Annotated in this window: 25 protein-coding genes and 1 pseudogene; 9 read left to right on the top strand and 17 right to left on the bottom strand. The window is 66.5% G+C overall.

All coding sequences use genetic code 11. From position 1 onward, the window contains the following. Positions 1-7: 7 nt before the first annotated feature. Complete coding sequence (gene yiaA, locus ACZLIB_RS02005; RefSeq protein ID WP_285302899.1) at positions 8-460, bottom strand: inner membrane protein YiaA; 453 nt, start codon at positions 458-460, stop codon at positions 8-10. Positions 461-630: 170 nt separating this feature from the next. Between yiaA and ACZLIB_RS02000 the strand changes: the two genes are divergently transcribed. Next, complete coding sequence (locus ACZLIB_RS02000; protein WP_478469008.1) at positions 631-1,797, top strand: PQQ-dependent sugar dehydrogenase; 1,167 nt, start codon at positions 631-633, stop codon at positions 1,795-1,797. Positions 1,798-1,867: 70 nt separating this feature from the next. Here ACZLIB_RS02000 and ACZLIB_RS01995 read toward each other — a convergent pair whose 3' ends face one another. The 4 genes from ACZLIB_RS01995 to folB form a co-directional block, all read right to left on the bottom strand. Beyond that, entirely contained in the window at positions 1,868-2,410 is a 543-nt protein-coding gene (locus tag ACZLIB_RS01995) for a hypothetical protein (RefSeq protein WP_049421185.1), read from the bottom strand. Positions 2,411-2,541: 131 nt separating this feature from the next. Beyond that, positions 2,542-4,716 carry a glycoside hydrolase family 3 N-terminal domain-containing protein gene (locus ACZLIB_RS01990; protein WP_478469006.1) on the bottom strand — a complete coding sequence of 725 codons (2,175 nt, stop codon included), beginning with the start codon at positions 4,714-4,716 and terminating at the stop codon, positions 2,542-2,544. 128 nt (positions 4,717-4,844) lie between these two features. Next, complete coding sequence (locus ACZLIB_RS01985; protein ID WP_149909062.1) at positions 4,845-6,116, bottom strand: mechanosensitive ion channel family protein; 1,272 nt, start codon at positions 6,114-6,116, stop codon at positions 4,845-4,847. Positions 6,117-6,178: 62 nt separating this feature from the next. Then, entirely contained in the window at positions 6,179-6,532 is a 354-nt protein-coding gene (gene folB, locus ACZLIB_RS01980) for a dihydroneopterin aldolase (protein WP_025878255.1), read from the bottom strand. A gap of 308 nt (positions 6,533-6,840) precedes the next feature. Between folB and ACZLIB_RS01975 the strand changes: the two genes are divergently transcribed. Further along, positions 6,841-7,551 carry a hypothetical protein gene (locus tag ACZLIB_RS01975; RefSeq protein ID WP_478469005.1) on the top strand — a complete coding sequence of 237 codons (711 nt, stop codon included), beginning with the start codon at positions 6,841-6,843 and terminating at the stop codon, positions 7,549-7,551. Between the two features lie 142 nt (positions 7,552-7,693). On the opposite strand, the pseudogene tsaD reads toward ACZLIB_RS01975, so the two are convergent. Then, a pseudogene (tsaD, locus tag ACZLIB_RS01970) lies at positions 7,694-8,720 on the bottom strand (tRNA (adenosine(37)-N6)-threonylcarbamoyltransferase complex transferase subunit TsaD). 166 nt (positions 8,721-8,886) lie between these two features. Here tsaD and rpsU point away from each other — a divergent pair. The 6 genes from rpsU to ACZLIB_RS01940 all read left to right on the top strand — a co-directional run bounded on the left by rpsU (position 8,887) and on the right by ACZLIB_RS01940 (position 14,058). Continuing rightward, positions 8,887-9,102 carry a 30S ribosomal protein S21 gene (gene rpsU, locus ACZLIB_RS01965; RefSeq protein WP_002808376.1) on the top strand — a complete coding sequence of 72 codons (216 nt, stop codon included), beginning with the start codon at positions 8,887-8,889 and terminating at the stop codon, positions 9,100-9,102. 133 nt (positions 9,103-9,235) lie between these two features. After that, positions 9,236-9,679, top strand: coding sequence for a GatB/YqeY domain-containing protein (locus ACZLIB_RS01960; protein ID WP_004153909.1), 444 nt, complete (start codon positions 9,236-9,238; stop codon positions 9,677-9,679). Positions 9,680-9,782: 103 nt separating this feature from the next. Then, on the top strand, positions 9,783-10,727 hold the full coding sequence (locus ACZLIB_RS01955; RefSeq protein ID WP_050509858.1) for a YihY/virulence factor BrkB family protein: 945 nt from the start codon (positions 9,783-9,785) through the stop codon (positions 10,725-10,727). Positions 10,728-10,786: 59 nt separating this feature from the next. Further along, positions 10,787-12,526, top strand: a complete 1,740-nt coding sequence (dnaG, locus tag ACZLIB_RS01950) for a DNA primase (protein ID WP_012509841.1) — start codon at positions 10,787-10,789, stop codon at positions 12,524-12,526. Positions 12,527-12,554: 28 nt separating this feature from the next. Continuing rightward, on the top strand, positions 12,555-13,055 hold the full coding sequence (locus ACZLIB_RS01945; RefSeq protein WP_478469004.1) for a protein tyrosine phosphatase family protein: 501 nt from the start codon (positions 12,555-12,557) through the stop codon (positions 13,053-13,055). A gap of 31 nt (positions 13,056-13,086) precedes the next feature. Then, positions 13,087-14,058 (top strand): bile acid:sodium symporter family protein, encoded by a 972-nt coding sequence (locus tag ACZLIB_RS01940; RefSeq protein ID WP_049449416.1) that lies wholly within the window; start codon positions 13,087-13,089, stop codon positions 14,056-14,058. Positions 14,059-14,139: 81 nt separating this feature from the next. On the opposite strand, the gene ACZLIB_RS01935 is transcribed toward ACZLIB_RS01940, so the two are convergent. The 5 genes from ACZLIB_RS01935 to ACZLIB_RS01915 all read right to left on the bottom strand — a co-directional run bounded on the left by ACZLIB_RS01935 (position 14,140) and on the right by ACZLIB_RS01915 (position 18,566). Further along, complete coding sequence (locus tag ACZLIB_RS01935) at positions 14,140-14,946, bottom strand: calcium-binding protein (protein WP_478469002.1); 807 nt, start codon at positions 14,944-14,946, stop codon at positions 14,140-14,142. 152 nt (positions 14,947-15,098) lie between these two features. Further along, the gene (gene cyoE / locus ACZLIB_RS01930) at positions 15,099-15,992 is read right to left on the bottom strand and encodes a heme o synthase (RefSeq protein WP_010484229.1); all 894 of its coding nucleotides are present in this window, start codon (positions 15,990-15,992) and stop codon (positions 15,099-15,101) included. Positions 15,993-15,996: 4 nt separating this feature from the next. Continuing rightward, positions 15,997-17,160 (bottom strand): COX15/CtaA family protein, encoded by a 1,164-nt coding sequence (locus ACZLIB_RS01925; RefSeq protein ID WP_032129725.1) that lies wholly within the window; start codon positions 17,158-17,160, stop codon positions 15,997-15,999. A 10-nt stretch (positions 17,161-17,170) separates the two neighbouring features. Beyond that, complete coding sequence (locus tag ACZLIB_RS01920) at positions 17,171-17,740, bottom strand: hypothetical protein (protein WP_032129724.1); 570 nt, start codon at positions 17,738-17,740, stop codon at positions 17,171-17,173. Positions 17,741-17,849: 109 nt separating this feature from the next. Then, on the bottom strand, positions 17,850-18,566 hold the full coding sequence (locus tag ACZLIB_RS01915; RefSeq protein ID WP_478469001.1) for an SURF1 family protein: 717 nt from the start codon (positions 18,564-18,566) through the stop codon (positions 17,850-17,852). A 57-nt stretch (positions 18,567-18,623) separates the two neighbouring features. Here ACZLIB_RS01915 and ACZLIB_RS01910 point away from each other — a divergent pair, with 57 nt between their 5' ends. Then, positions 18,624-18,842 (top strand): twin transmembrane helix small protein, encoded by a 219-nt coding sequence (locus ACZLIB_RS01910; protein ID WP_005412025.1) that lies wholly within the window; start codon positions 18,624-18,626, stop codon positions 18,840-18,842. 20 nt (positions 18,843-18,862) lie between these two features. Here ACZLIB_RS01910 and ACZLIB_RS01905 read toward each other — a convergent pair whose 3' ends face one another. The 6 genes from ACZLIB_RS01905 to ACZLIB_RS01880 are packed head-to-tail and all read right to left on the bottom strand — an operon-like array spanning position 18,863 to position 23,693. Continuing rightward, positions 18,863-19,738, bottom strand: coding sequence for a cytochrome c oxidase subunit 3 (locus ACZLIB_RS01905; RefSeq protein WP_005412024.1), 876 nt, complete (start codon positions 19,736-19,738; stop codon positions 18,863-18,865). Between the two features lie 14 nt (positions 19,739-19,752). After that, positions 19,753-20,343, bottom strand: coding sequence for a cytochrome c oxidase assembly protein (locus ACZLIB_RS01900; RefSeq protein ID WP_180868821.1), 591 nt, complete (start codon positions 20,341-20,343; stop codon positions 19,753-19,755). Further along, on the bottom strand, positions 20,340-20,576 hold the full coding sequence (locus ACZLIB_RS01895) for a hypothetical protein (RefSeq protein ID WP_285302888.1): 237 nt from the start codon (positions 20,574-20,576) through the stop codon (positions 20,340-20,342). Before ACZLIB_RS01895 ends, ACZLIB_RS01900 begins: the two co-directional genes overlap by 4 nt. Positions 20,577-20,584: 8 nt before the next feature. Further along, positions 20,585-22,192, bottom strand: coding sequence for a cytochrome c oxidase subunit I (ctaD, locus tag ACZLIB_RS01890; RefSeq protein WP_004153896.1), 1,608 nt, complete (start codon positions 22,190-22,192; stop codon positions 20,585-20,587). Between the two features lie 59 nt (positions 22,193-22,251). Then, a complete protein-coding gene (gene coxB / locus ACZLIB_RS01885) occupies positions 22,252-23,205 on the bottom strand; it encodes a cytochrome c oxidase subunit II (RefSeq protein WP_032129720.1) in 954 nt (317 codons plus the stop codon). A gap of 11 nt (positions 23,206-23,216) precedes the next feature. Further along, on the bottom strand, positions 23,217-23,693 hold the full coding sequence (locus tag ACZLIB_RS01880; protein ID WP_004153894.1) for a DUF2244 domain-containing protein: 477 nt from the start codon (positions 23,691-23,693) through the stop codon (positions 23,217-23,219). Positions 23,694-23,903: the final 210 nt, after the last annotated feature.

The raw sequence follows: 23,903 nt of genomic DNA, 5'->3' as shown, positions 1-23,903 counted from the left end.
TGCTGCATCATTCCTGTTCCGGCAGCGGCGGCACGATCGTGCTGCGCTTGCTCTCGCCGCCACCGGCGGCGATCAGGTCGCGGGTGTTCTTCTGCACCGCCACCGCACCGAACAGCGACAGCGCGAAGGCCATGCCGTAGAAGCCCTTCTCGCTCAGCACCAGGGTGGCGTTCCACAGGCCAACCAGAAGCAGCAGCAGCGCCGACAGCAATGCAAACCAGCACAGCGCGTAGTACAGGCCACTGACCGGAATGCCCTCGACACGGTCGCGCACGCTCTTCTGCAGCGACACCGCTGCGAACAGGCCAAACAGGAGCAGGGTGAGGTAGTAGCCCTTCTCGTTCAGCGGCATCTCGGCATTGAACAGGCCTATCAGGTAGGCCACCGCGCCGAGCAGCAGGGCCACCCAGGAGGCGGCAATGAAGGCCGGCGAGGGTCGATGGATGATCGGTGCGTTCATTGCGGTTCCTTGCAGTCAGGCGGGCATGCTTTGCCCGGGCGAACCCACCCTAGACGATCCCGCCGCCGCCGCACAGGGGGAAACAGGACCTTCGGGCCAAGACCGTCACCGCCCCGGTGGTATACAAGGGAGAGCCTGGCCATCCGCATCCCCTTCCGCTGGAGATACCCATGACCCGCACGCCCCTGCTGCTCGCCCTCGGCCTGTTGCCGATCCTCGCCACCACGGCCTGCAGTGCCGCCGGCCCCGATGCCAGTGGGCAGAAAGCTGCCGCTGCCAGCACAGACGCTGCCGACCAGCGACCGTTCACCGCATCCGAAATCAGTCGTTTCGACCAGCCGTGGGCAATGACCTTCCTGCCCGATGGCAGCCTGCTGGTCACCGAAAAGCGCGGCAAGCTGCAGCATCTGGACCTGGCCGGCGGCCAGAAACACGAGATCACCGGCGTTCCGAAGGTCGCCTACGGTGGCCAGGGTGGTTTCGGCGACATCATCCTGCACCCGAACTTCGCCCGGAATCATGTCGTTTACGTCAGCTACGCCGAGGAAGGCACGCTGGACACCCGCGGTGCCGCCGTGGCCCGGGCCACGCTGGCGCTGGACGCCAACGGTGGCGGTGAGCTGAAGGGCCTGAAGGTGATCTGGCGGCAGAGCCCCAAGGTCAATGGTGAGGGCCACTACGGCCACCGCCTCGTCTTCGGCCCGGACGGCAAGCTGTGGATCAGCTCCAGCGAGCGCCAGAAATTCGATCCGGCGCAGGACATGGGCAGCAACCTCGGCAAGATCATCCGCCTCAACGACGATGGCAGCCTGCCCGCCGACAACCCGTTCGCCTCGCAGGGCGGTGTTGCTGCGCAGGTGTGGTCGCTGGGCCACCGCAACATCCTCGGCATGGCCTTCGACGCCAACGGCAAGCTGTGGGCGCACGAGATGGGCCCAGCCGGCGGCGACGAACTGAACCTGATCGTGCGCGGCGCCAACTACGGCTACCCGATCGTCTCCAATGGTGACCATTACGACGGCCGCCCGATTCCCGACCACAGCACCCGCCCGGAATTCGCCGCCCCGAAGGTGACCTGGACGCCGGTGATCTCGCCGGCCGGCTTCGTGATCTACAGCGGCACCCTGTTCCCGCAGTGGAAGGGCAGCGGCTTCATCGGTGGCCTGTCCTCCACCTCGCTGGTGCGCGTGGCCTTCGATGGTGACAGCGCGCGCGAAGCCGAACGCTTCAACATGGGCGAACGCATCCGCGAAGTGGAACAGGGGCCGGATGGCGCACTGTGGCTGCTGGAAGACGGCAACAAGGCGCGCCTGCTGAAGCTCACCCCGAAAACCTGACAGGATGGTAGTGCCGGCCGCTGGCCGGCACGTTTTCCCGCAACGGCCCCGCACGCGGGGCCGTCTGCGTTCATTGGATGGTGATGACCTTTACCTCGGTCTTCGTGCAGGCCTGGTCCAGGCAGTGCCCGTTCAACCACACCTGCCCGTCACCGATCATCACACCCTGCTGATTGACGAAGACCTTGCCGAAGTCCTGTTCGGACACCGCCTTGACCACCGCCGGGGTGATGATCTTCTCGTAGTTGCGCTGGAACTCACCGGGGCCGGTGATCTTCCTTCCGTTAGCGATATTCAGCGGGAAGCGCACTTCCTCCACCACCGCAGCGCGATCACCGCCGACCACCGCGGTCTTGAACGCGTTGAACACCTTCTCGTACTGCGCGGCATCACCGAGCAGGGTCTCGATACGCGCACGCGCGTCTTCCGCGGGCACATCCGCCGGTGCGGCGCCGGCCGGCTCGGCAGCAGCCTTCGCCGGTTCAGCCGCAGGCGTCGCCGCAGCACTGGCCTCCATCGGCGGCGGTGCGTCCACCGCAGGCTCGGCCGGCGGTGCCGGCTGCGAACAGGCCGCCAGCAACAGGGCGGGAATCAACACAGCGATCGTGCGCATGCGCGGGCATCCATCGGTTCAAGAACACCGATGGTAGCGCCGCCGCAGTGAGGACAACAAAAAAGGGGACGGAGGGGATTAAGTCGTTTGTGCCACTAACGACTTAATCCCCTCCGTCCCCTTTTTCTCGATCAGGCCTTCAGCAGCTCGAACTGCACGGCTTCGCCTGCTGCCGACGAGGCGCAGACCCACAGGTCGAACTGGCCCGGCTCGGCACGCAGCACGCCGTCGCGGCCGGTGAACGCCAGCTGCTCGCGGGTCAGGGTGAACACCACTTCGGTCGACTCGCCCGGCTGCAGCGCCACCTTGCGGAAGTCCTTCAGTTCGCGCACCGGACGTACGCGGCTGGCCACGCGGTCGTGGATGTACAGCTGCACCACTTCCTCGCCGGCCACGTCGCCGCTGTTGGTCAGCGTGGTGGTGATGGTCAGGCTGTCGTCCCAGCCAAGCTGCGCCGCACTCAGCTGCGGCGCACCGTAGGCGAAGGTGGTGTAGCCGATGCCATGCCCGAACGGGTACAGCGGTTCATTCGGAATCTCGCGCCAGCGGGCCTTGAACTCCGACATGGTCGGCAGTTCCGGGCGGCCGGTACGCGGGTGGTTGTAGAAGTACGGCTGTTGGCCGGACACCTGCGGGAAGCTGACCGGCAGGCGGCCCGACGGGCTGTAGTCGCCGAACAGCACATCGGCCACGGCATGGCCGGTCTGCGTGCCCAGGTACCAGGTCACCGCCACCGCCTGCGCATTACGCACGGCGCCCTGCAAGGCCAGCGCGCGACCATTGCGCAGCAGCACCACCAGCGGCTTGCCGGTCATCGCCACGGCTTCGGCCAGCGCCTGCTGTGCCGGCGGCAGGGTGATCTCGACGCGCGACTGCGCTTCGCCGCTGTAACGCTGCGGCTCGCCCAGCGCCAGCACCACCACGTCGGCGCGCAGCGCAGCGGCCACGGCCGCTTCGGTGCCACCGGGGATGGCCACTTCCAGTTCGCAGCCCGGCACGATTTCCAGCAGCGATTCATCGCCGATGGCGGCGCGAACGCCGGTTTCCAGGTCCACGTAGCGCTGCTTGTCGCCGAACAGCGTCCAGCAGCCTTCAATGTTCTCGCGGTCCTGCACGAACGGGCCAATCAGCGCGATCTTCTGCCCGGTCTTCTGCAGCGGCAGCACGCTGTCACGGTTGTTCAGCAGCACGATCGAGCGACGCGCCGCATCGCGCGACAGCGCGTCATGTGCGGCAATGTGCGAGGTGTCGGCTTCGCGCGCCGGATCCAGCGAACGGTACGGGTCGTCGAACAGGCCGATGGTTTCCTTCAGCCACAGGATGCGGCGCACGCCTTCATCCAGCACCGCCATCGGCACCTCGCCGCTCTCGACCAGGCCCGGCAGGTGCTCGGCGTAGAAGCCGCTCTGCATGCTCAGGTCGAGGCCGGCGGTGAACGCCTTGGCGGTGGCATCGCGGTCGTCGGCGGCATAACCGTGCGCGACCAGTTCCATGTCGGCGGTGTAATCGGAGATCACCACGCCCGGGAACTTCCACTCACCGCGCAGGATGTCGGTCAGCAGTTCGGCGTTGGCGCTGGCCGGCACGCCGTTGATGTCGTTGAACGAGGACATCACGGTGATCGCGCCCGCATCGAAGGCGGCCTTGAACGGCGGCAGGTGCACGTCGCGCAGGGTCTGCGGCGAGATGTCCACCATGTTGTATTCCATGCCGGCCATCACCGCACCGTAGGCGGCGAAGTGCTTCGGCGTGGCCAGCAGCGAATCGGCAGCGCGCAGGTCGCTGCCCTGGAAGCCGCGCACGCGGGCGGCGGCGAACGCACACCCCAGCACCACGTCCTCACCGGCACCTTCGGCGCCACGGCCCCAGCGCTGGTCGCGGGCGATGTCCACGGCCGGAGCATAGGTCCAGTGCAGGCCAGCAGCGGTGGCTTCGATGGCGGTGGCGCGTGCGGTGCGCTCGGCCAGCTCCGGCTCGAAGCTGGCGGCCTCGCCCAGCGGGATCGGGAACACGGTGCGCATGCCGTGGATGACGTCGGCGGCCAGGATCACCGGGATGCCCAGACGGCTCTCTTCGGTGGCGACCTGCTGGATGCGGCGGCCCAGCTCGGCGCCCACGCCATTGAACAGCGAGCCGACCTTGCCCTCGCGCACCTGCTGCAGCACCTGGTCGGCATTGCGCACGTTGGCTTCCGGGTTCACGTCCGGGGCGAACGGGCGGACCATGTCCGCGAAGACACCCAGCTGGCCGACCTTTTCCTCGACGGTCATCTGGGCAATGAGGGATTCGATGCGATCGGAGGCCACCGGCAGTCCTTGATGAAAACGTTTACAAGCCCGGCATTCTAGCGATCCCGGGCGATTTGGCGAGAGGTTTCTTCATTCAGTTTCAGCCACCAGCGGGGTCCGTATGGCCCCGCCGGGGGCACCGCAGCTTACTCCGAGCCGGCCAACTGGCGCTGCCCGGCCATCAACATGGCGTCGCTGGAGGCCTGGAACACGCGCAGGCCGAACGCCGGCAGGATCGCCAGCAGGTGGTCGAAGATGTCCGACTGCACCGCCTCGTATTCACCCCAGGCGGTGCTGCGGGTGAAGCAGTACAGCTCCAGCGGCAGGCCCTCGGTGGTCGGCTGCAGCTGCCGCACCAGCAGGGTCATGTCGGTATGGATGCCCGGGTGACTGCGCAGATAGCGCTCCACGTACGCACGGAAGGTGCCCAGGTTGGTCACCCGGCGGCTGTTGACCTCGGCCACGCCCTGCTCGCGCAGGCGCCCGTTCCACTGGCCCAGCTCCTGCTCCTTGGCCTGCAGGTAGTCGCGCAGCAGCGCGAATTCGCCGAGGAAGGCCAGATCACCCTCGTCCAGGAAACCGACGCTGTGCTGGTCCAGGTACAGCGCGCGCTTGATGCGGCGGCCACCGGCCTCCTGCATGCCGCGCCAGTTCTTGAACGACTCGGTCACCAGCTTCTTGGTCGGGATGGTGGTGATGGTCTTGTCGAAGTTCTGCACGGTGACGGTGTGCAGCGCGATATCGATGACGTCACCGTCGGCGTTCTGGCTGGGCATTTCGATCCAGTCGCCGATGCGCACGCGGCCATCGCCACTGATCTGCACGCTGGCCACCAGCGACAGGATGGTGTCCTGGAAGATCAGCATCAGCACCGCCGTGGCCGCGCCCAGGCCGGTCACCAGCGGCCCCAGCTTCACCCCCAGCAGGGTGGCGACGATGGACAGGCCAGCGGCCACGAACACCACGATCTTGACCACCTGCAGGTAGCCCTTGATCGGCTTGTTGCGCGCATCGGGCTTGCGCTCGTACAGGCTGTTGGCCGCGTCCAGCGCATGCGAGAACGCCATCGACACCGTCAGCACGGCCCACACGATGCACAGCTTGATGATGACGTTGACCAGGCTGGGCGGCAGGTCGGGAATGAGGGTGATGCCCGAGGCGATCACCTGGCTGGGCACCACGTTGGACAGGCGCGAGATGACCCGCATCAAATGGCTGCCACGCCCGGACTCGGCACCCGGCAGGCGCTGCAGCAGGCGCCGCAGGCCACGCACCAGGATGCGTTTGGTCACCCAGTTGGCCAAGCCCGCAGCGATCAGCAGGGCTGAGATCATCAACGCCAGGTAGGCGCCGGGATAGGGTTCCAGTGTGTTCTGCAGCTTTTCCAGCCACTGTACCGCCACCACCGCGTCCACCATCAGTTGTCTCCTTGCGTTGTCGTTGTTGTTGGGGGTGCCGGCCAGCGGCCGGCACTACCGGATCAGTCCCGCGAGCGCTCGATGATCACGCCCACCGCGCGCGCGCCGCGCACCGCGCCCGGCTTGCTCAGTTTCAGGCGCAGCCACTTCACGTCGAATTCGTCCAGCACGATCTGTGCGCAGCGCTCGGCCAGGGTTTCCACCAGGCCGAATTCCGACTCGCGCACGAACTGCTCCAGGCGCTTGCTCACCGCCTTGTAGTTCAGGGTATGGGCGATGTCGTCGGAGGCCGCGGGACGACGGTTGTCAAAGCCCATTTCCAGGTCGAACACCAGGTCCTGGCGGATCCGTCGTTCCCAATCGTAGATACCGATCAGGGCGTCGATCGTCAGCCCCTCGATGAAAACCTTGTCCATTGCGCTTACCAGCCCGAATACAGGGGGCCATGGTAACGGCACGGCGGTGAGCCTGCCCGGAACGGGCGGTGGGTGGCCGGCAGGAACGCGGCTCCAGAAAAGACAAAGGGCCCTGCTAGCGGGGCCCTTTGGTACCTCTCAACGTCCCCAGGGGAAGCTGGAATTCAGCCGCGAGTCCCGGAGCACACGCCGCAAGGTTAGGAGTGCCCCCCTGACCAGTCAATTGGCAAATGCGTCACGGCAGACGACCGGGTGAAAAACCGAGCCGATCCACGAAAGAACACTGACGATCATGATGCCGTTTTCTGATGTTCCTGCATCGTTCCCAGGGTCAAGGTGAAACCACGTTCCCTGGGAGTGAGTTGATGAAGGAAAGCAGGATCCTGCAGGCAGCTCTATCCAGGCAGAGATGGTCGACCTACGAGCGCATCGCTTCTCGTTGCGTAGCCGATCCAGCCACGCTCTATGCCTGGAACATGCAGATGTGTGCTGCTCTCCTGCCACCGTTGCACATCTGTGAAGTCGTGATCCGCAATGCAGCAGCTACGGCGCTGGTGCATCGCTATGGTCGATGCTGGCCCTGGCATCCAGCGCTGCTGCGCAGCCTTCCTGCCGAAGGCGCCCTTGCCTCGCTATGCGATGTCCGCGGCAGCGCCGGAGCTCCACGGGATGTACCGGAGGTCATCGCCAAACTGCGATTCGGCTTCTGGCAGCAATTGTTCGCTCGACGGTTCGAGCATTCGATCTGGGCCGGGACCATGGGCCTGGCGCTGCCACACGCACCCTCGGTGCCGCTGTCCGTCCTGCGTCGGTCCATCCATGCCGACCTCGACCGCATCCGCCTCCTGCGCAATCGGATCGCCCACCACGAACCCATCCTGGAACGCGACATCGGTGCCGACCTGGCTGCGATCGGGCGGCTGATCCATGCGCGCTGCCCGCATACGCTGGGCTGGTTGCAACGCCATGAGCGGGCAACGACGGTATTGGCGGCGTCGCCGTTGGCAGAGCGCCGGTAATACGTTCGCCGGACGTGGCCCGGCGCTACGGAGGCCTGCCTGTAGAGTCGAGCTTGCTCGACTGCTCTGTGTTCGTCATTGCGCCCAGTCGAGCAAGCTCGACTCTACAAACGCCGATCGAGCGGTTCGCGCGGCCGGGGGCTCACACCGCCGGCAGGGTCGCCATGTCCCAGCGCGGGGTGACGTCCACCTTCGGCGGGCTGTGCTGGCCGGCCTGCAGCCGCAGCGCGCCGGCGAAGGCGATCATCGCGCCGTTGTCGGTGCACAGTGCCGGCCGCGGGAAACAGGCCCGTCCGCCGAGGCGCTCGGCCATCTGCTGCAGGCGGGCGCGCAGGCGCTTGTTGGCACCGACACCGCCGGCCACCACGATCACATTGGTCCCGGCCGCTTCCAGCGCGCGCTCGCACTTGATCGACAGGGTCTCGACCACGGCGTCTTCGAAGCCCCGGGCGATGTCGGCGCGGGTCTGCTCGCTCTGGTCGCTGTCGCGCCAGGCCATCAGAACCTGGGTCTTCAGGCCGGAGAAGCTGAAATCCAGCCCCGGGCGGTCGGTCATCGGCCGCGCGAAGCGGTAGGCCCCCGGCGTGCCCTGCTCGGCCAGCCTGGCCAGCTGCGGGCCGCCCGGGTACGGCAGGCCCATCAGCTTGGCGGTCTTGTCGAAGGCCTCGCCGGCCGCATCGTCCAAGGTCTCGCCCAGCAGGCGGTACTGGCCGATCGCGTCCACCGCCACCAGCTGGGTATGCCCACCGGACACCAGCAGCGCCACGAACGGCGCTTCCGGTGGGTCGTCTTCCATCAACAGGGGCCAGCAGGTGGCCTTCCATATGGTGTACGCCCACCGCCGGCACCTCCAGCGCCCAGGCCAGCGAACGCGCCACGCCCGCGCCGACCAGCAGTGCGCCGACCAGGCCGGGACCGGCCGTATAGGACACGCCGTCGATATCACCTACACCCAGGCCGGCGTCGGCCAGGGTCTGGCGCACCAGCGGCAGCAGCTTGCGGACGTGGTCGCGGCTGGCCAGTTCGGGCACCACACCACCGTATTCGGCGTGCAGGGCGATCTGGCTGTAGACCGCATGGGCGCGCAGGGCCGCGCTGCCGGCCAGGTCGGTGTCATACACCGCCACGCCGGTCTCATCACAGGAAGATTCGATGCCAAGGACTCGCATGCCTGCTATTATGACGCCCCTGCCGCCCCCTCGGGGGACGTGCAGGTCTCACTGCTTTCGAACCTCTGGCCCGTATTCAGGGTTGGCCGCTTGCAGTTTGTCTATTCGCCGCTATAATGTGCGGCTCGCCGGGCGTGACCCGGTTCTACTGTGTCCCGGAGATTCCATGCCCAGCGTCAAAGTCCGCGAGAACGAGCCCTTCGAGTTTGCTCTTCGCCGCTTCAAGCGCACTTGCGAAAAGGCCGGTGTGCTGGCCGAAACCCGCAAGCGCGAGTTCTACGAAAAGCCGACCCAGGAGCGCAAGCGCAAGGCCGCCGCTGCTGTGAAGCGTCAGCTGCGCCGCTCGTCGCGCGACGTTACCAAGCGTCAGCGCCTGTACTGATCGGACGCATCTTCATTGCGATGGGCTTGCCTGTCGCGATGGAGCCGAAGCCGGCACGCGCGAGCGTCGCCGGCTTTTTGCGTTTCCGGGTTCGGGCATCCGCCCCGCCCCACCTACCACCACGAGGTTCCTCATGAGCATGAAGCAGCAGCTCACCGAAGACATGAAGGCCGCCATGAAGGCGGGCGAGAAGCACAAGCTGGGCGTGATCCGCCTGATCAACGCCGCCATCAAGCAGCGCGAAGTGGACGAGCGCATCGAGCTGGATGACACCGCCGTGATCGCCGTGCTCGACAAGATGGTCAAGCAGCGCAAGGACTCGGTCAGCCAGTTCGAAGCCGCCAACCGCGAGGACCTGGCGGAGATCGAGCGCGCCGAGATCGTGGTCATCGAAGCCTACCTGCCGGCCAAGATGGGCGAAGCCGAGATCGTCGCCGCGATCCAGGCCGCCATCGCCGAGACCGGCGCTTCCGGTCCGGCCGACATGGGCAAGCTGATGGGCGCATTGAAGCCCAAGCTCGCTGGCCAGGCCGACATGGGTCTGGTCTCCAAGCTGGTCAAGCAGCAGCTGGCGTAAGCCATTGCCGGGGTCGGATCCCTTTCGCATCGCGGAAGGGCTCTGACCCCATTGATGCACCCGCTTCACCGCACCTTCGACCCCCGGCTGCTACAACATCCCCATGGTCGAGCAATCGCACTCCCCCGCCGACACGCGTCCCCACGGCATTCCCGCACGGCTTCGCCACTACGCCGATCGCCTGCAGGACAGCTTCCCGATGGCCGTCGCCAAGCGCTTCGTCGAAATCGACGTGCTGACCCAGGCCGCCTCGGTCTCCTTCTATGCCCTGCTGTCGATGGCACCGCTGCTGGTGCTGCTGCTGTGGCTGACCGCCTCGCTGTACCCACCGGCACAACAGACGTTGATCAGCCAGATCGGTTCGGTGGCCGGCAGCAGCGTGGCCAGCGTCGCCGACACCGTGCTGCACAACGCCAACAGCCAGCCCAGCGTCGGTTCATTGGCCGGGCTGTGGAGCACGCTGCTGCTGTTCATCGGCGCCACCGCCGTGTTCGCCCAGCTGCAGAACGCGCTGAACCGGATCTTCCACACCAGCGGCCAGCGTCTGGAAGGCATCAAGGCCTGGCTGCGCAAACGCGTGTTCTCATTCGGCGTGGTGCTGGCGCTGGGCTTCCTGCTGATCCTGTCGATGACCGCCACCACCGCACTGCAGGTGGTGTTCGCGCAGCTGCCCTCGGTGCTGCCGGCGATCGGCTACCTGACCTCGCTGCTGCTGTACACGCTGGCCTTCGCCTTCCTCTACCACTACCTGCCGGACCGCCGCGTGGCCTGGCGCCAGGCCTTCATCGGCGGTGCCATCACCTCGGTGCTGTTCACCCTCGGCCGCTATGGCATCGGCGTCTACATCGCCACGGTGGCCCCGGGTAGCGCCTACGGTTCGATGGGCGCGCTGGTGATCTCGCTGGTCTGGATCTACTACGCCACCGCCGTGTTCTTCGTCGGTGCGTTGATGACCGCGGTGATCGACGAACGGCAGCATGCACGGGCGCAACTGGCCAGGGCCGGGGCCGATGCGGAACAGGCCAGCCCCGGCACCGCCAGCGAGTAAACTAGGGGAACCTGCCGCCCCTGCTGCGCGCCCTGCGGCCGCGCCCCGTTCTGTTGCCCATGGCCCGTATCCCCGACGCTTTCATCGACGATCTGCTCGCCCGCTCCGACATCGTCGAGGTGGTGGGCAGCCGCGTGCCGTTGAAGCGACAGGGCAAGGAATACGCAGCGCGTTGCCCGTTCCATGACGAGCGCTCGGCGTCGTTCACGGTCTCGCCCACCAAGCAGTTCTATCACTGCTTCGGCTGTGGCGCGCACGGCACCGCGATCAGCTTCCTGATGAACTACGACCGCCTCGAATTCCTCGACGCGGTGGATGAACTGGCCAAGCGCGCAGGCATGGAAGTGCCGCGCAGCGAGAATCCGCGCAGCCCCCAGCAGCAGGACGACAGCCGCGAGCTGTACTCGGCGCTTGAGGCGGCCACGAAGTTTTTCCAGAGCAACCTGCAGGGCAGCGACAAGGCCCGCAGCTACCTGGATGGCCGCGGTGTGGATGAAGAGAACCGCGCGCGCTTCCAGATCGGCTACGCGCCGGATGGCTACAGCGGCCTGCGCGATGCGTTGGGCAAGGACGAGCGGCGGATGAAGCTGCTCGACCGCGCCGGCCTGTTCTCCAAGAACGATCGCGGTCACGTCTACGACAAGTTCCGCGACCGGGTGATGTTCCCGATCTTCGACCGCCGCGGCCGGGTCATCGCTTTCGGTGGCCGCGTGTTCGAGAAGGACGACGGCCCCAAGTACCTCAACTCGCCCGAGACCGCGCTGTTCCACAAGGGCCGCGAACTGTACGGCCTGTGGCAGGTGCGCCAGGCCAACCAGAAGATCGAGCGGCTGATCGTGGTCGAGGGCTACATGGACGTGGTCTCGCTGTTCCAGTTCGGGGTCACCCAGGCGGTGGCGACGCTGGGTACCGCAACCACGCCGGACCATGCCGAGCTGCTGTTCCGCAACGCACCGGATGTGTTCTTCTGCTTCGATGGCGACGCCGCCGGCCGCCGCGCCGGCTGGAAGGCGCTGGAGTCGGTGCTGCCGCGCATGAAGGATGGCCGCCAGGCCTTCTTCCTGTTCCTGCCCGATGGCGAGGACCCGGACACCATCGTGCGCAAGGAAGGCGCCGAGGCCTTCAACGAACGCCTGAAACAGGCCACGCCGCTGTCGCAGTTCTTCTTCGACGAGCTCACCCGCGAAATCAACCTGGGCACGCTGGACGGCAAGGCGCGCCTGGCCGAGCGCGCAAAGCCGATGCTGGCGCAGATTCCCGACGGCGCCTTCGGCGACCTGATGAAGCAGCAGCTGGCGCAGCTGACCGGCCTTGGCGGCAATGCCCAGGCAGCGCGCGCACCGATGCCGCAACGCCAGCCCTCGCGAGCGATCCAGCCCGTGGCCAAGCGCAGCCTGGTGCGCGGCGCGATCGCCGTACTGCTGCAGCAGCCGTCGCTGGCGCTGACGCTGGGCGGCAAGCACCACTTCCAGGGCCTGCGCCTGCCGGGCGTGGAGCTGCTGCTGGAGCTGCTGGACCTGGTCGAGCAACGTCCGGACATCAGCACCGGCGCACTGCTGGAGCACTTCGACGGGCGTGAGGAGCAGGCGTCACTGCACACGCTGGCCGCGCAGACGATGCCCGGCGACGACGCGATGTGGACCCAGGAACTGCACGATGCCGTGGCCCAGCTGGAGAAACAGCTGCTGGTGCAACGTCTGGAGGAGTTGTTGGCAAAGCAGCGCCAACAGGGTCTGGACGATACTGACAAATACGAACTGCGCGAGCTGCTGAAAGCGCGGGCCGGACTGCGCCTGTAGCGGGCAGAACGTTTTCACGGAGAGGACCATGCTGCTGCGCCTGACCTGCCTGCTGTTGTTGTCGCTCTGCCTGCCGCTGACGGCCCTGGCCGAAGACGCGCCCCTGAACGAAGTCCGCCCCGGCCTGTATGCCGGCGGCCAACCCAGCGCCACACAGCTGCAGGCCCTGGCCGCGCAGGGCGTGCGCACCGTGATCGACCTGCGCCAGCCCGGCGAGGACCGGGGTTTCGACGAAACCCGCGTGGCCGAATCACTGGGCCTGCGCTACGTGCGCATTCCGGTGGCCGGCGCCGAGGGGCTCGATGCCGCCAACGTGCGCGCCGTGCACCAGGCCCTGCAGCAGAGCCAGGGGCCGGTGCTGCTGCACTGTGCGTCCGGCAACCGCGCCGGTGCCGTGCTCGGCCTGGTCAATGCACGCTACGAACATGCCAGCCCCGAACAGGCCCTTCAGCTGGGCCAGCGTGCTGGCCTGAAGTCGCTGGAAGCCGCCACCCGCCAGCGCCTGGCCACGCCGGTCACCTCGCCCTGAAGAACCCTCCGCACCAAGGACTCTGCCCACCATGACCCGCTGGTGGTCGCGCCTGCGACCGGACAACTTCACCCTCGCCCTGCTGTGCACCGTCGGCCTGGCCTCGCTGCTGCCGATGAAGGGCGCCGCCGCCATCGTGCTCGATGATGTCACCACCGTCGCCATCGCCGCGCTGTTCTTCCTGCATGGCGCGCGCCTGCCGCGCGAGTCGATCATCGGCGGCATGCTGCACTGGCGGCTGCACCTGACCATCCTGGCCTGCACCTTCATCCTGTTCCCGCTGCTGGGGCTGATGTTCAAGCCACTGTCGGGCTGGCTGCTGACCCCGGAGCTGTACCTGGGCGTGCTGTTCCTGTGCACCCTGCCCTCCACCGTGCAGTCGTCCATCGCGTTCACCTCGATGGCACGCGGCAACGTGCCTGCCGCGGTATGCAGCGCCTCGCTGTCGAGCATCCTCGGTGTGTTCCTGACCCCGCTGCTGCTGACCGCGCTGGCCGGTACCTCCGGCGGCGTGCACGACCCGCTGCACGCGATCGGCGGCATCATGCTGCAGCTGCTGGTGCCGTTCGTGGCCGGCCACCTGCTGCGGCCGTGGATTGCCGGCTGGGTGGAGAAGCAGCGCGCGCTGCTGCGCTACACCGACCAAGCCACCATCCTGCTGGTGGTGTACTCCGCGTTCGGCGAAGCGGTGACCGAAGGGCTGTGGAGCAAGACACCGCTGCTGTCGCTGCTGGCCGTGGCGGTGGTCGCCGCCGTGCTGCTGGGCATCGCCATGCCGCTGATCACCTTCATCGCGCGTCGCCTGCGCTTCAACCGCGAGGACGAGATCGCCATCGTCTTCTGCGGCTCGAAGAAGAGCCTGGCCACCGGTGTGCCGATCGCCAAGGTGCTGTTCGCCGGTGGAAGCCTCGGCGCGATCGTGCTGCCGGTGATGATCTACCACCAGATCCAGCTGATCGTCTGCGGTGTGATCGCGCAGCGTTACGCGCGGCGCAAGCCCTGACCATCGGGGAAATCATCCACGCATGGCGTGGATCTACTGTAGAGCCGCCCAAGCTCGGCTGATGATTGGCCACGCGTGGATTCACGGTTCTGCCAGCGTGCCGACGCTCAGCTGCGGCATCCACACCCACAGGTCGTATTGCCGGCCCGCATGAGTATCCACCCGCGGCCCTCGCGCCGCCTGTTCCGGCAATGGCCTGGCCGAGCATCGGTCAAGGCACGCCCAAGTCTCACCACGCTGTGCTCCCAGCCGCACACTGTAGATGTCCAGATCACGCAACGCCGATGCCATCGGCCGGGTCTGCATTTCCGGCGGCGCACCGCCCGGCCGCTGCAGCATGGCGTGCACGTTACCGGTCAGCACCAGCATGCGTGCGTCAGCCGGCAGGCGCCGGTACAGGCGCCGCAACTCGGTAGCCATGCGGTCATCGCGTGCCTGGTTGCCGCCCTTGCTGGCATTGACGTCATAGCCAACGACTTCGATCACACGCCCCTGCGACTTCAGCACGCGCAGGCTTTCGATCATCGCCAGCATGTCGCGGCTGCGACGGCCATCGTGCTGGTCGTCGCGCACGCTCCAGAAGGCACGCCTGCGCAGCTGCTGGCGCGCCTGCTCGCCGCCATCGGAAGCCAGGTAATCGCGTAACGTGGGGGTTTCGCCGCATGGCAGTTCCAGCGCCAGCACGACCGGGCCGGTGCGGCTGTAGTCGTCCACCAGCTGGCGTACCAGCAGCGGTGTCTCGCGGGTACCGTGAAATTCACCCAGCACCAGCAGGCGATGCTCACCGGCGTGCTGGCGGATCTGCACGGCGGTGTCGTCGGCATGCGCACTAAGGGCCATGCCCAGCGTCAGCAGCAGCGCCGCAGTCCAGCGGAAGATCGAATGCATCCCTGCGCCTTCCTTTCCTTGAGGTCAGGAACAGCAATGGCGACACAGCAACCGCGGTTCAAGTAGATCCACGCCATGCGTGGATGCGCCCACCATCAGACCGGGTCAGAGCCCCGACGGGGATCCGCCCCCGAGTCGAGCATGGCTCGACTCTACAGCCAGGGCAGGATCCAATGGTCCACCAGCAGGAAGGCGAACAGCGCCATCAGGTAGACGATGGAGTAATAGAACATCTTCATCGAGAACAGTTCGTCCGGCGGATTGAGCATGCGCCAGGCGTACCAGAGGAACACGGCGTTGAGCACGATCGCGCCGCCCAGGTAGAACGCACCGCTCATGCCCACCAGGTACGGCAGCAGGCAGACCAGCGCCAGCACCACCGAATACACCATGATCTGCTTGCGGGTGTGCACCACGCCATGGGTCACCGGCAGCATCGGGATCTCCGCCTTGGCGTAATCCTCGCGGCGGAAGATCGCCAGCGCCCAGAAGTGCGGCGGGGTCCAGATGAAGATGATCAGCACCAGCAGCGACGAGTACGCCCAGTCCGACGAGCCCTGCATGCCGGTCACCGCGGCCCAGCCCAGCATCGGCGGCATTGCGCCGGCCAGGCCACCGATGACGATGTTCTGCGAGGTCGCACGCTTGAGGTACACGGTGTAGATCACCGCGTAGCCGATCAGCGAGGCAAAGGTCAGCACGGCGGTGATCAGGTTCACCCACAGCACCAGGATGACCATCGACAACACGATCAGCACGCCGGCGAACACCAGCACCTGCCACGGCTTGACCTTGCCCACCACCAGCGGACGCCACGATGTGCGCGCCATCTGCGCATCGATGTGCGCATCCAGCAACTGGTTGATCGCGGCGGCGGCCGAAGCGGCCAGCCAGATACCGAGGAAGCCGAGCACGCCTGCGCGCACCTGCTCCCAGCTGGGCACGCCGGGGATGGCCAGGACCATGCCGACCAGGGCGGTGAAGACAATGAGGGCAACGACCTTGGGCTTGGTCAGGTCCCAGTACTGGCGGTAATTGGAAAACATGGAATCAGTCCGGGGCACGCAGGCGGGCCAGCAGGCTGACCAGCACGAACAACAGGGCAACGGCCACGCCGTTGTGGGCCACCGCCACTTCCAGCGGCAGCGCCAGCTTCACATTGAGGATGCCGAGGGTGACCTGCAGCACCAGCAGCGCGATCAACGCGCTGGCCCAGCCACGCATGCTCGGCAACCGGAACAGGCGCACGCCCAGCCACAGCAGGTAGACAGCCACCACCACCGCGAACAGGCGGTGCGCCATCTGGATGGCGATACGCGAGGCGCCATCCAGCACGCCGCCTTCGTAGTCCACGCCGATGCCACGCCACAGGGTGAAGCCTTCGACGAAGTTGTGCTGCGGCCACCACTGGTTGGCGCAGCGCGGGAAGTTGTCCAGCGAGGCGCTGCCACCGCCGCAGGCCAGCGCCGCGTAATTGGCGCTGACCCAGCCCCCCAGCGCGATCTGGGTGACCAGCACCGCTACGCCGATGCGCAGCAGCCACTTCAGCTTCGGCGCCTCGGCCAGCGTGATCGGCATGTGCGTCGCGCGCCAGGCCATCCACACCAGCAGGCCGAACATCAGCATGCCACCGAGCAGATGGCCCATCACTACGATGGGTTTGAGCAGCAGGGTCACCGTCCACATGCCCAGCAAGGCCTGGAAGATCACCACCGCCAGGGTCAGCAATGCAGCGCGCGCCAGGTCGATGTTGCTCCAGCGCAGCGCGGCGATCAGCAGGATCGCCTCACCGATCAACGCCAGCACGCTGGCCGTGCCATGCCAGCCCATCATGTACAGCGGTATGCCGGCGGCCACCAGCACGCAGGCGGTCACCACCGCCGTGCTTCCGAATCGCCGCTTGCGCGTGGCCAACAGGGCCAGGGTCAGGATCTCGATGCCCAGCGCGCCAGCCAGGAAGCGGTGCACCTGCTCACGCCAGGCCTTGTGGGTCTCCAGCGGGCGGATCTCCGCCGCCGGGTGGCCGATGGTCTCTTCCACGTGCTGCGGCCAGGTGGCCTGGCCATAGCAGGTCGGCCAGTCCGGGCAGCTCAGGCCGGCATCGGACAGGCGCACGAACGCGCCGAACATGATCGTGCTCGCGGTCATGATCATGGCGAACCACGCCAGGCGGTGGAAATTGCGGTGCAGCGCCGGACGCGCGGAAAGGCTCATCAAACGGGACTCACTTCAGTTTCAGCAACGTGGCCATGTCCTTGCGCAGGCCACCCAGGTCGGTGCCCGGGGCATGACGCATGATCACGAAGCCGTTCGGATCGATCACGTAGACCGGCAGGCCAGCCGGATCGTCGACGCCGGGCAGGGCCGCGCGCAGTGCTGGCGACGGAGCCAGCGGCCGCAGCGCGGGCAGCGAGGCGATCGACGCCGGTGGCGTTCCCAGCCACAGGATTTCGACATTATCGGCGTTATGGCCGAACAGCTGCCACACCTTGCCCAGTCCCTGCGACAAAGTGACGCACTGCGCGTCGCAGGCTCCGGCCGGCGCCACCAGCAGGCGCCAGGTACGGGCCTCGGGGTTCCAGGCGTAGGGCTGGCCGCTGGCCAGGGTCGGCGCCTGCTGGCGCAGGTCCACCGGCGGCTTCAGCAGCTGGCCGGCATTGCGGTGCCCGGTCGGTTGCCAGCCGGAGAAGCGCAGCACGGCGGCCAGTGCCATCGCACCGAAGAACACGGCAAACAGCAGCACCAGGGTCCGGCGGCCGGAGCCGCGCGCCTGCGGGGACGTAGCAGTGTTCATGCGGGGCATTTTCTCATGGTTGGGTAAGGGATGCGGGTGTGGTGCCCCGGTAGTGCCGGCCGCTGGCCGGCATCCAGGAATCCGAGGGGATGCCGGCCAGCGGCCGGCACTACCGGGCCACGGCACGTCTCCTGCGCCACTCCAGCACCAGCGCGACCACCAGCACGGTCAGGGCCAGGCCGAACCACTGCACGGCGTAGCCCAGGTGACGCTGCGGCGGCAGCGTGTTCGGCAGCAGGTCCAGATCGCGTTCGTCGCCGAATGGCAGTGCCGGGTCCAGGCGCAGGACGCGTTCGGGTAACGCCTGCAGCCCCAGCGCGCGCGCCAGGCCTTCGGCGGGCAAACGGCTGGCCAGCCAACGCCCGGCCTCATCGGTAGCGGAGAACGCCGCGCCCAGTGCCAGTCCCGCCGACGGCGGCGGCGCCAACAACCCACGCACCGCCACCGGCGAAGGCGGCGCCGGCACATCCGGCAGCGTGCGATCCGGCGGCAGCGCGCGCCAGCCGAGGTCGACCAGCAGCACGCTGCCTCCGTCACTGCGGAACGGACGATAGATCTTCACCCCGGCGCGACCATGCCGGGTCTGGTTGTCCAGCAGCACCACGCCGGGCAGGAAGCGGCCGTGGTCGGCCACGCCGTGCAACGCGCCGGGCGCCGCCAGAGCCTGCGCCAGTGGCAGCGCCTGTGCCACGGCTGGACCTTGTGCATCCAACATTGCCTGTTTGGCATGCATGCGCTGCAGCTGCCACAGCCCCAACGCGGTGAAAGCAGCCATCGCCAGCAGCGCCAACAGCCAGCCGATCAGGCGCGTGTGCTGGCGCATCATGACAAGTCCGCGCAAACGCGGTCAGATAGGCACATCCACCCTGCCCTCGAGCCGCGCATGAGTGATTCGCTGAAGACCCTGCTGGTAATCGCGTTTCTGATCGTCATCGTCTGGAATCTGGGCGCCGGCCTGTATTACCTGCTGGTCGACCGCGGCCAGACCAAGCGCACGGTCAACGCACTGACCCGCCGCATCGCGGTGTCGGTGGCGTTGATCCTGCTGGTGATCGTGAGCATCTACATGGGCTGGATCAAACCGCACGGCATCGGCGGCTGAGGCCACCGATACGTGCGCGGTCAAAGCACGTAGACGAACATGAAGAGCATCAGCCACACCACGTCGACGAAGTGCCAGTACCACGCGGCGGCTTCGAAACCGAAATGGTTGTCGCGGGTGAAGTGCCCCTTGGCCGATCGCAGCCACATCACGATCAGCATGATCGTGCCCAGCAGCACGTGCGCGCCGTGGAAGCCGGTCAGCATGAAGAACGTTGAACCGTAGATGCCCGAACCGAGCGTCAGGTTCAGTTCCTTGTAGGCGTGGATGTACTCCTCCGCCTGCAGGGTCAGGAAGCCGAGGCCGAGCACCACGGTCAGGCCCAGCCAGATCAGCAGCTGGCGGCGGTTGCCGGCCTTCAGCGCGTGATGGGCGATGGTCAGGGTCACGCCTGAGGTCAACAGGATCAGCGTGTTGATCAGCGGCAGGCCCCAGGCCGGAATGGTCTGGAACGCACCACCGATCGCCGCCGGGCCATTGGTCGGCCATCCGGCGGAATAGCCCTGCCAGAGCAGCTCGTTGGTCATCACCCCGCGGCCTTCGCCGCTGAGCCACGACAGGCCCAGGTTGCGGGTGTAGAACAGCGCGCCGAAGAACGCACCGAAGAACATCACTTCGGAGAAGATGAACCAGATCATCCCCATCCGGAACGAGCCATCGACCTGATGGTTGTAGTTGCCGGCCTGCGATTCGCGCACCACGTCGCTGAACCACCAGAACAGGGTCAGCACCAGCATCGCGATGCCGATGTAGAACGTCCAGCGTCCCCAGCTGGCATCGTTGAGCCAGCTGGCCACACCGACCATGGTCACCATCATCGCGATGGAACCCACGAACGGCCATTTGCTCTGGGCCGGGACGAAGTACACGTTGGCGTCGGTCGGTGTCTGGGCCATGTCGGTATCCGGGGTCAGGGTGCAGCGTGCGCGCCTTCCGAGGTGGCGGCCGGAGCCAGCCGATCGGACAGCGCGTCGTTGCGGTAGAAGGTGTAGGACAGCGTGATCGTCTTGATCTCCGGTGGCAGGTCCGGATCGACGATGAAGCGCACCGGCATGTCGCGCTTCTCGCCGGCCTGCAGCGTCTGCGCGGTGAAACAGAAGCACTCGGTCTTGCTGAAGAAGCCCGACGCACGCGCCGGTGCCACCGAAGGCACCGCGCTGCCGACCACTGCCTGCTGGCTGTCATTGCGGGCGAAGTACAGCGCTTCGTTGAGTTCGCCGGGCACCACGTCCATGGTCAGCTGCTCGGGATGGAACGACCATGGCAGCCGTGAGTTGACCCCGCCATCGAATTCCACGCGCACGGTGCGCTTGCCGGCCGCCGCGCCGGTACTGGCCTCGCTGCCGGGACCGCGTTCCAGGCGCACGCCGAACACCTTTTCGCAGGCGATGCGGTACAGCGGTACCAGCGAGAACGTGAGCAGGAACACCGCCACCGCCACGCCGATCAGGCGCGGCAGCCCCGCACTGCGTGACGGTGTGCTGGCCGGCGCCTCGCTCATCGGCCGATCACCCCGCTGAGGATGAAACCGACGTAGACCAGCACGGCGATGGCGCCGACCCACATCGCCGTGCGCCTGGCGCGCTGGCGTTGCTGGTCGATGCTTCCACCCTGGTAGAGCCGACCGCTGGTCGGCTGCGCTTCGCTGTTGTAGAGCCGACCGTTGGTCGGCTGCTTTTCGTCAGTCGAGCATGGCTCGACTCTACCGATCGGGAGCGGGCTTTCGTTATGCATGCCCCACCTCAATGCGTGATGTCGTCATGCGCCAGATCCCCCGGGCGGATGGTCGGCGGCGTGGTGAACGTATGCGCCGGTGCCGGCGACGGCAGCGTCCATTCCAGGCCGCGCGCACCTTCCCACGATCGGGCCTCGGCCTTCTCGCCGTTGCGCAGCGAGGACAGCAGGATCGCGGCCATCATGAACGGGGTGACGAACATGCCGAACGCGCCGATCGAGCTGATCAGGTTCCAGTCGGCGAAGGCCACGCTGTAATCGGGAATGCGGCGCGGCATGCCGGCCAGGCCGAGGAAGTGCTGCGGGAAGAACAGCAGGTTGACGAACACGATCGACCACCAGAAGTGCACCTTGGCCCACTTCTCGCTGTACATCCGCCCGGTCCACTTCGGCCACCAGTAGTACACCGCCGCGATCAGCGCGAACACCGCGCCGGTCACCAGCACGTAGTGGAAGTGCGCGACCACGAAGTAGGTGTCGTGGTACTGGAAGTCAGCCGCCACGATGGCCAGCATCAGGCCGGAGAAGCCACCGATGGTGAACAGGATGACGAAGGCCACCGACCACAGCATCGGCGCCTCGAACGTCAGCGAGCCACGCCACATGGTGCTGACCCAGTTGAACACCTTCACCCCGGTCGGGATCGAGATCAGCATGGTGGCGAACATGAAGTAGATCTCGCCGCCCAGCGGCATGCCCACGGTGAACATGTGGTGGGCCCAGACGATGAACGACAGGAACGCGATCGCGGCGGTGGCGTACACCATCGCCTGGTAGCCGAACAGCGGCTTGCGGCTGAAGGTCGGGATGATCTCGCTGACCACGCCGAAGGCGGGCAGGATCATGATGTAGACCTCGGGGTGCCCGAAGAACCAGAAGATGTGCTGGTACATCACCGGGTCACCGCCACCGGCGGCGTTGAAGAAGCTGGTGCCGAAGAACTTGTCGGTCAGCAGCATGGTCACCGCACCGGCCAGCACCGGCATCACCGCGATCAGCAGGAAGGCAGTGATGAGCCAGGCCCAGCAGAAGATCGGCATCTTCAGCAGGTCGATACCCGGCGCGCGCATGTTGAGCACGGTGGCGATGATGTTGATCGCGCCCATGATCGAACTGATGCCGGCCACGTGGATCGCGAACACGCTGAAGGCGACGTTGTAGCCGCCCTGCAGCGACAGCGGCGGGTACAACGTCCAGCCACCGGCCGGCGCACCACCGGGCAGGAACAGGGTCAGCAGCAGCAGGCTGAAGGCCACCGGCAGCAGCCAGAACGACCAGTTGTTCATGCGCGGCAGCGCCATGTCCGGCGCGCCGATCTGCAGCGGGATCATCCAGTTGGCCAGGCCGACGAAGGCCGGCATCACGCCGCCGAAGATCATCACCAGCGCATGCACGGTGGTCATCTGGTTGAAGAACTCGGGCTTGACGAACTGCAGGCCCGGCTGTGCCAGCTCGGCGCGGATCACCACGCTCATCGCCGCACCGATGATGAACATGATGAAGCTGAAACCCAGGTACAGCGTGCCGATGTCCTTGTGGTTGGTCGAGAAGAACCAACGCTCGAAGAAACTCTGCTGGTGATGGTGATCGTCGTGCCCAACTGCCGAGTGCGCCATTGCAAAACACCTCTCAGAATCGGTTGTCACCACGGCCGCGAACGGCCGCGGGCTTTACATCACGCTCCGCTGGCCGCGGTGGCAGGCGCGCTGCCGGCTTCAGCAGCGGCAGGCGCTGCAGGTGCCTCTCCCGTCGGTGCAGTCGGTTCGGCAGGTGCCGCCGGCGTTGCCGGCTCGGCGGGCGGCGCCGGCTTGCGCTGCGCCAGCCACTGCTTGAACTCTTCCTTGGACACCGCCTCGACCACGATCGGCATGAAGCCATGGTCCTTGCCGCACAGCTCGGCGCACTGGCCGCGGTAGACGCCGGGCTGCTCGATGCTGGTCCAGGCTTCATTGATGAAACCGGGGATGGCGTCCTGCTTCCAGCCCAGCGCCGGCACCCACCAGGCGTGGATCACGTCGTCGGAGGTGATGACGAAGCGCACCTTGGTATCGACCGGCAGCACCAGGCGGTTGTCGACATCCAGCAGGTAATGCGGGTGAGTCTCGCGGGTCGGCACGATGCCACTTTGCCGCACGCGGTCGGACTCGCGGTCCAGGCGGCTGGTGAAGGTGACGTTCTCGCCGAGATATTCGTACTTCCACATCCACTGGTAGCCGGTGACCTTCACCGTCATCTCGGCATCGCGGGTGTCGTACATCTTGATCAGGTTGGCCGTGGCCGGCCATGCCATCACGATCAGGATGATCACCGGGATCACCGTCCAGATGATCTCGGCCTTGGTGTTGTGGCTGAAGGTGGCGGCGACCGCGCCCTTGGATTTGCGGAACTTGAAGATGGCGTAGGCCATCGCCCCGAACACGATGACGCCGATCACCGTGCAGATGATCAACGAGAGATTGTTCGATTCCCAGGCCAGGCGCGAGGTCTGGGTCACCCCCTTGCCCATGTTCAGCTGCCACGGCTTGGGATCGGCCGCCTGGGCCCAGGCCAACGCCGGCATCAGTCCCCCGGCCACCATGGCGGCGACCGCTGCAACGCACTTCGTGCCCCACCTGCTGCTTTGCTTCATTGCCTAGACCCTTAGCGTCGTCGGTTGCCGCCATCGCTGGCGGCGAGCAAGCTTTCAAGTGTCTCTGCGAGCGTCTGACGTTCGGCCGGCGCGAGGAAACTCCCCACCTCCACCTGCCGGCCGCTGGATGCCAGCCGGACCCTCTCGTCGTCGGTGAGCAGGCGCACCCAGTGGGGGTGGGCCCGGAACACCGGCGATCCACCGGGTACGGGGATGACCTCCACGTACGCCGGCACTACCCGGATCTCCTCCTGCCGTTCACCACTGCGCCACAAGGCACGCAGTGCCGCCGCCAGCACCAGGCTGTACAGCAGCGCGAACAGGGGGGCGAATGCATTGCCGGCCAACCACCCGAGGGCGGACACCAGCCACATCGCACCCGACAACACGGTGAACAACAGGACGAACTGCCGGGCATCGAGCGCCCGTGGGGGACGCAGCCGCAGCTGCGTACCTGACCCATCCGGAGCTGGAAGCACCTCGATCATGTCGCAACCGCGTTCCTGCCGCGGGAAACGTCTCGATGGTAGCCCCGCCCTCTCGCCGGTAGCAAGGGTGCATTCACACTTTTTACCATGCTGCAACACAGCATGAGGTCGGCGGCACGAATGACGAATTCAGCACAAACTCTGCCGAGCTTGCTGAACACGCTGAATCCACCGCAGCTACGGGCTATCAGCGCTTCACGAAGGTGGCTG

This window comes from Stenotrophomonas sp. 220_Sma (genome assembly GCF_056487375.1).
The sequence above is the reverse complement of the archived record's forward strand: the minus strand, read 5'-3'. Positions and strand labels throughout refer to the sequence as shown.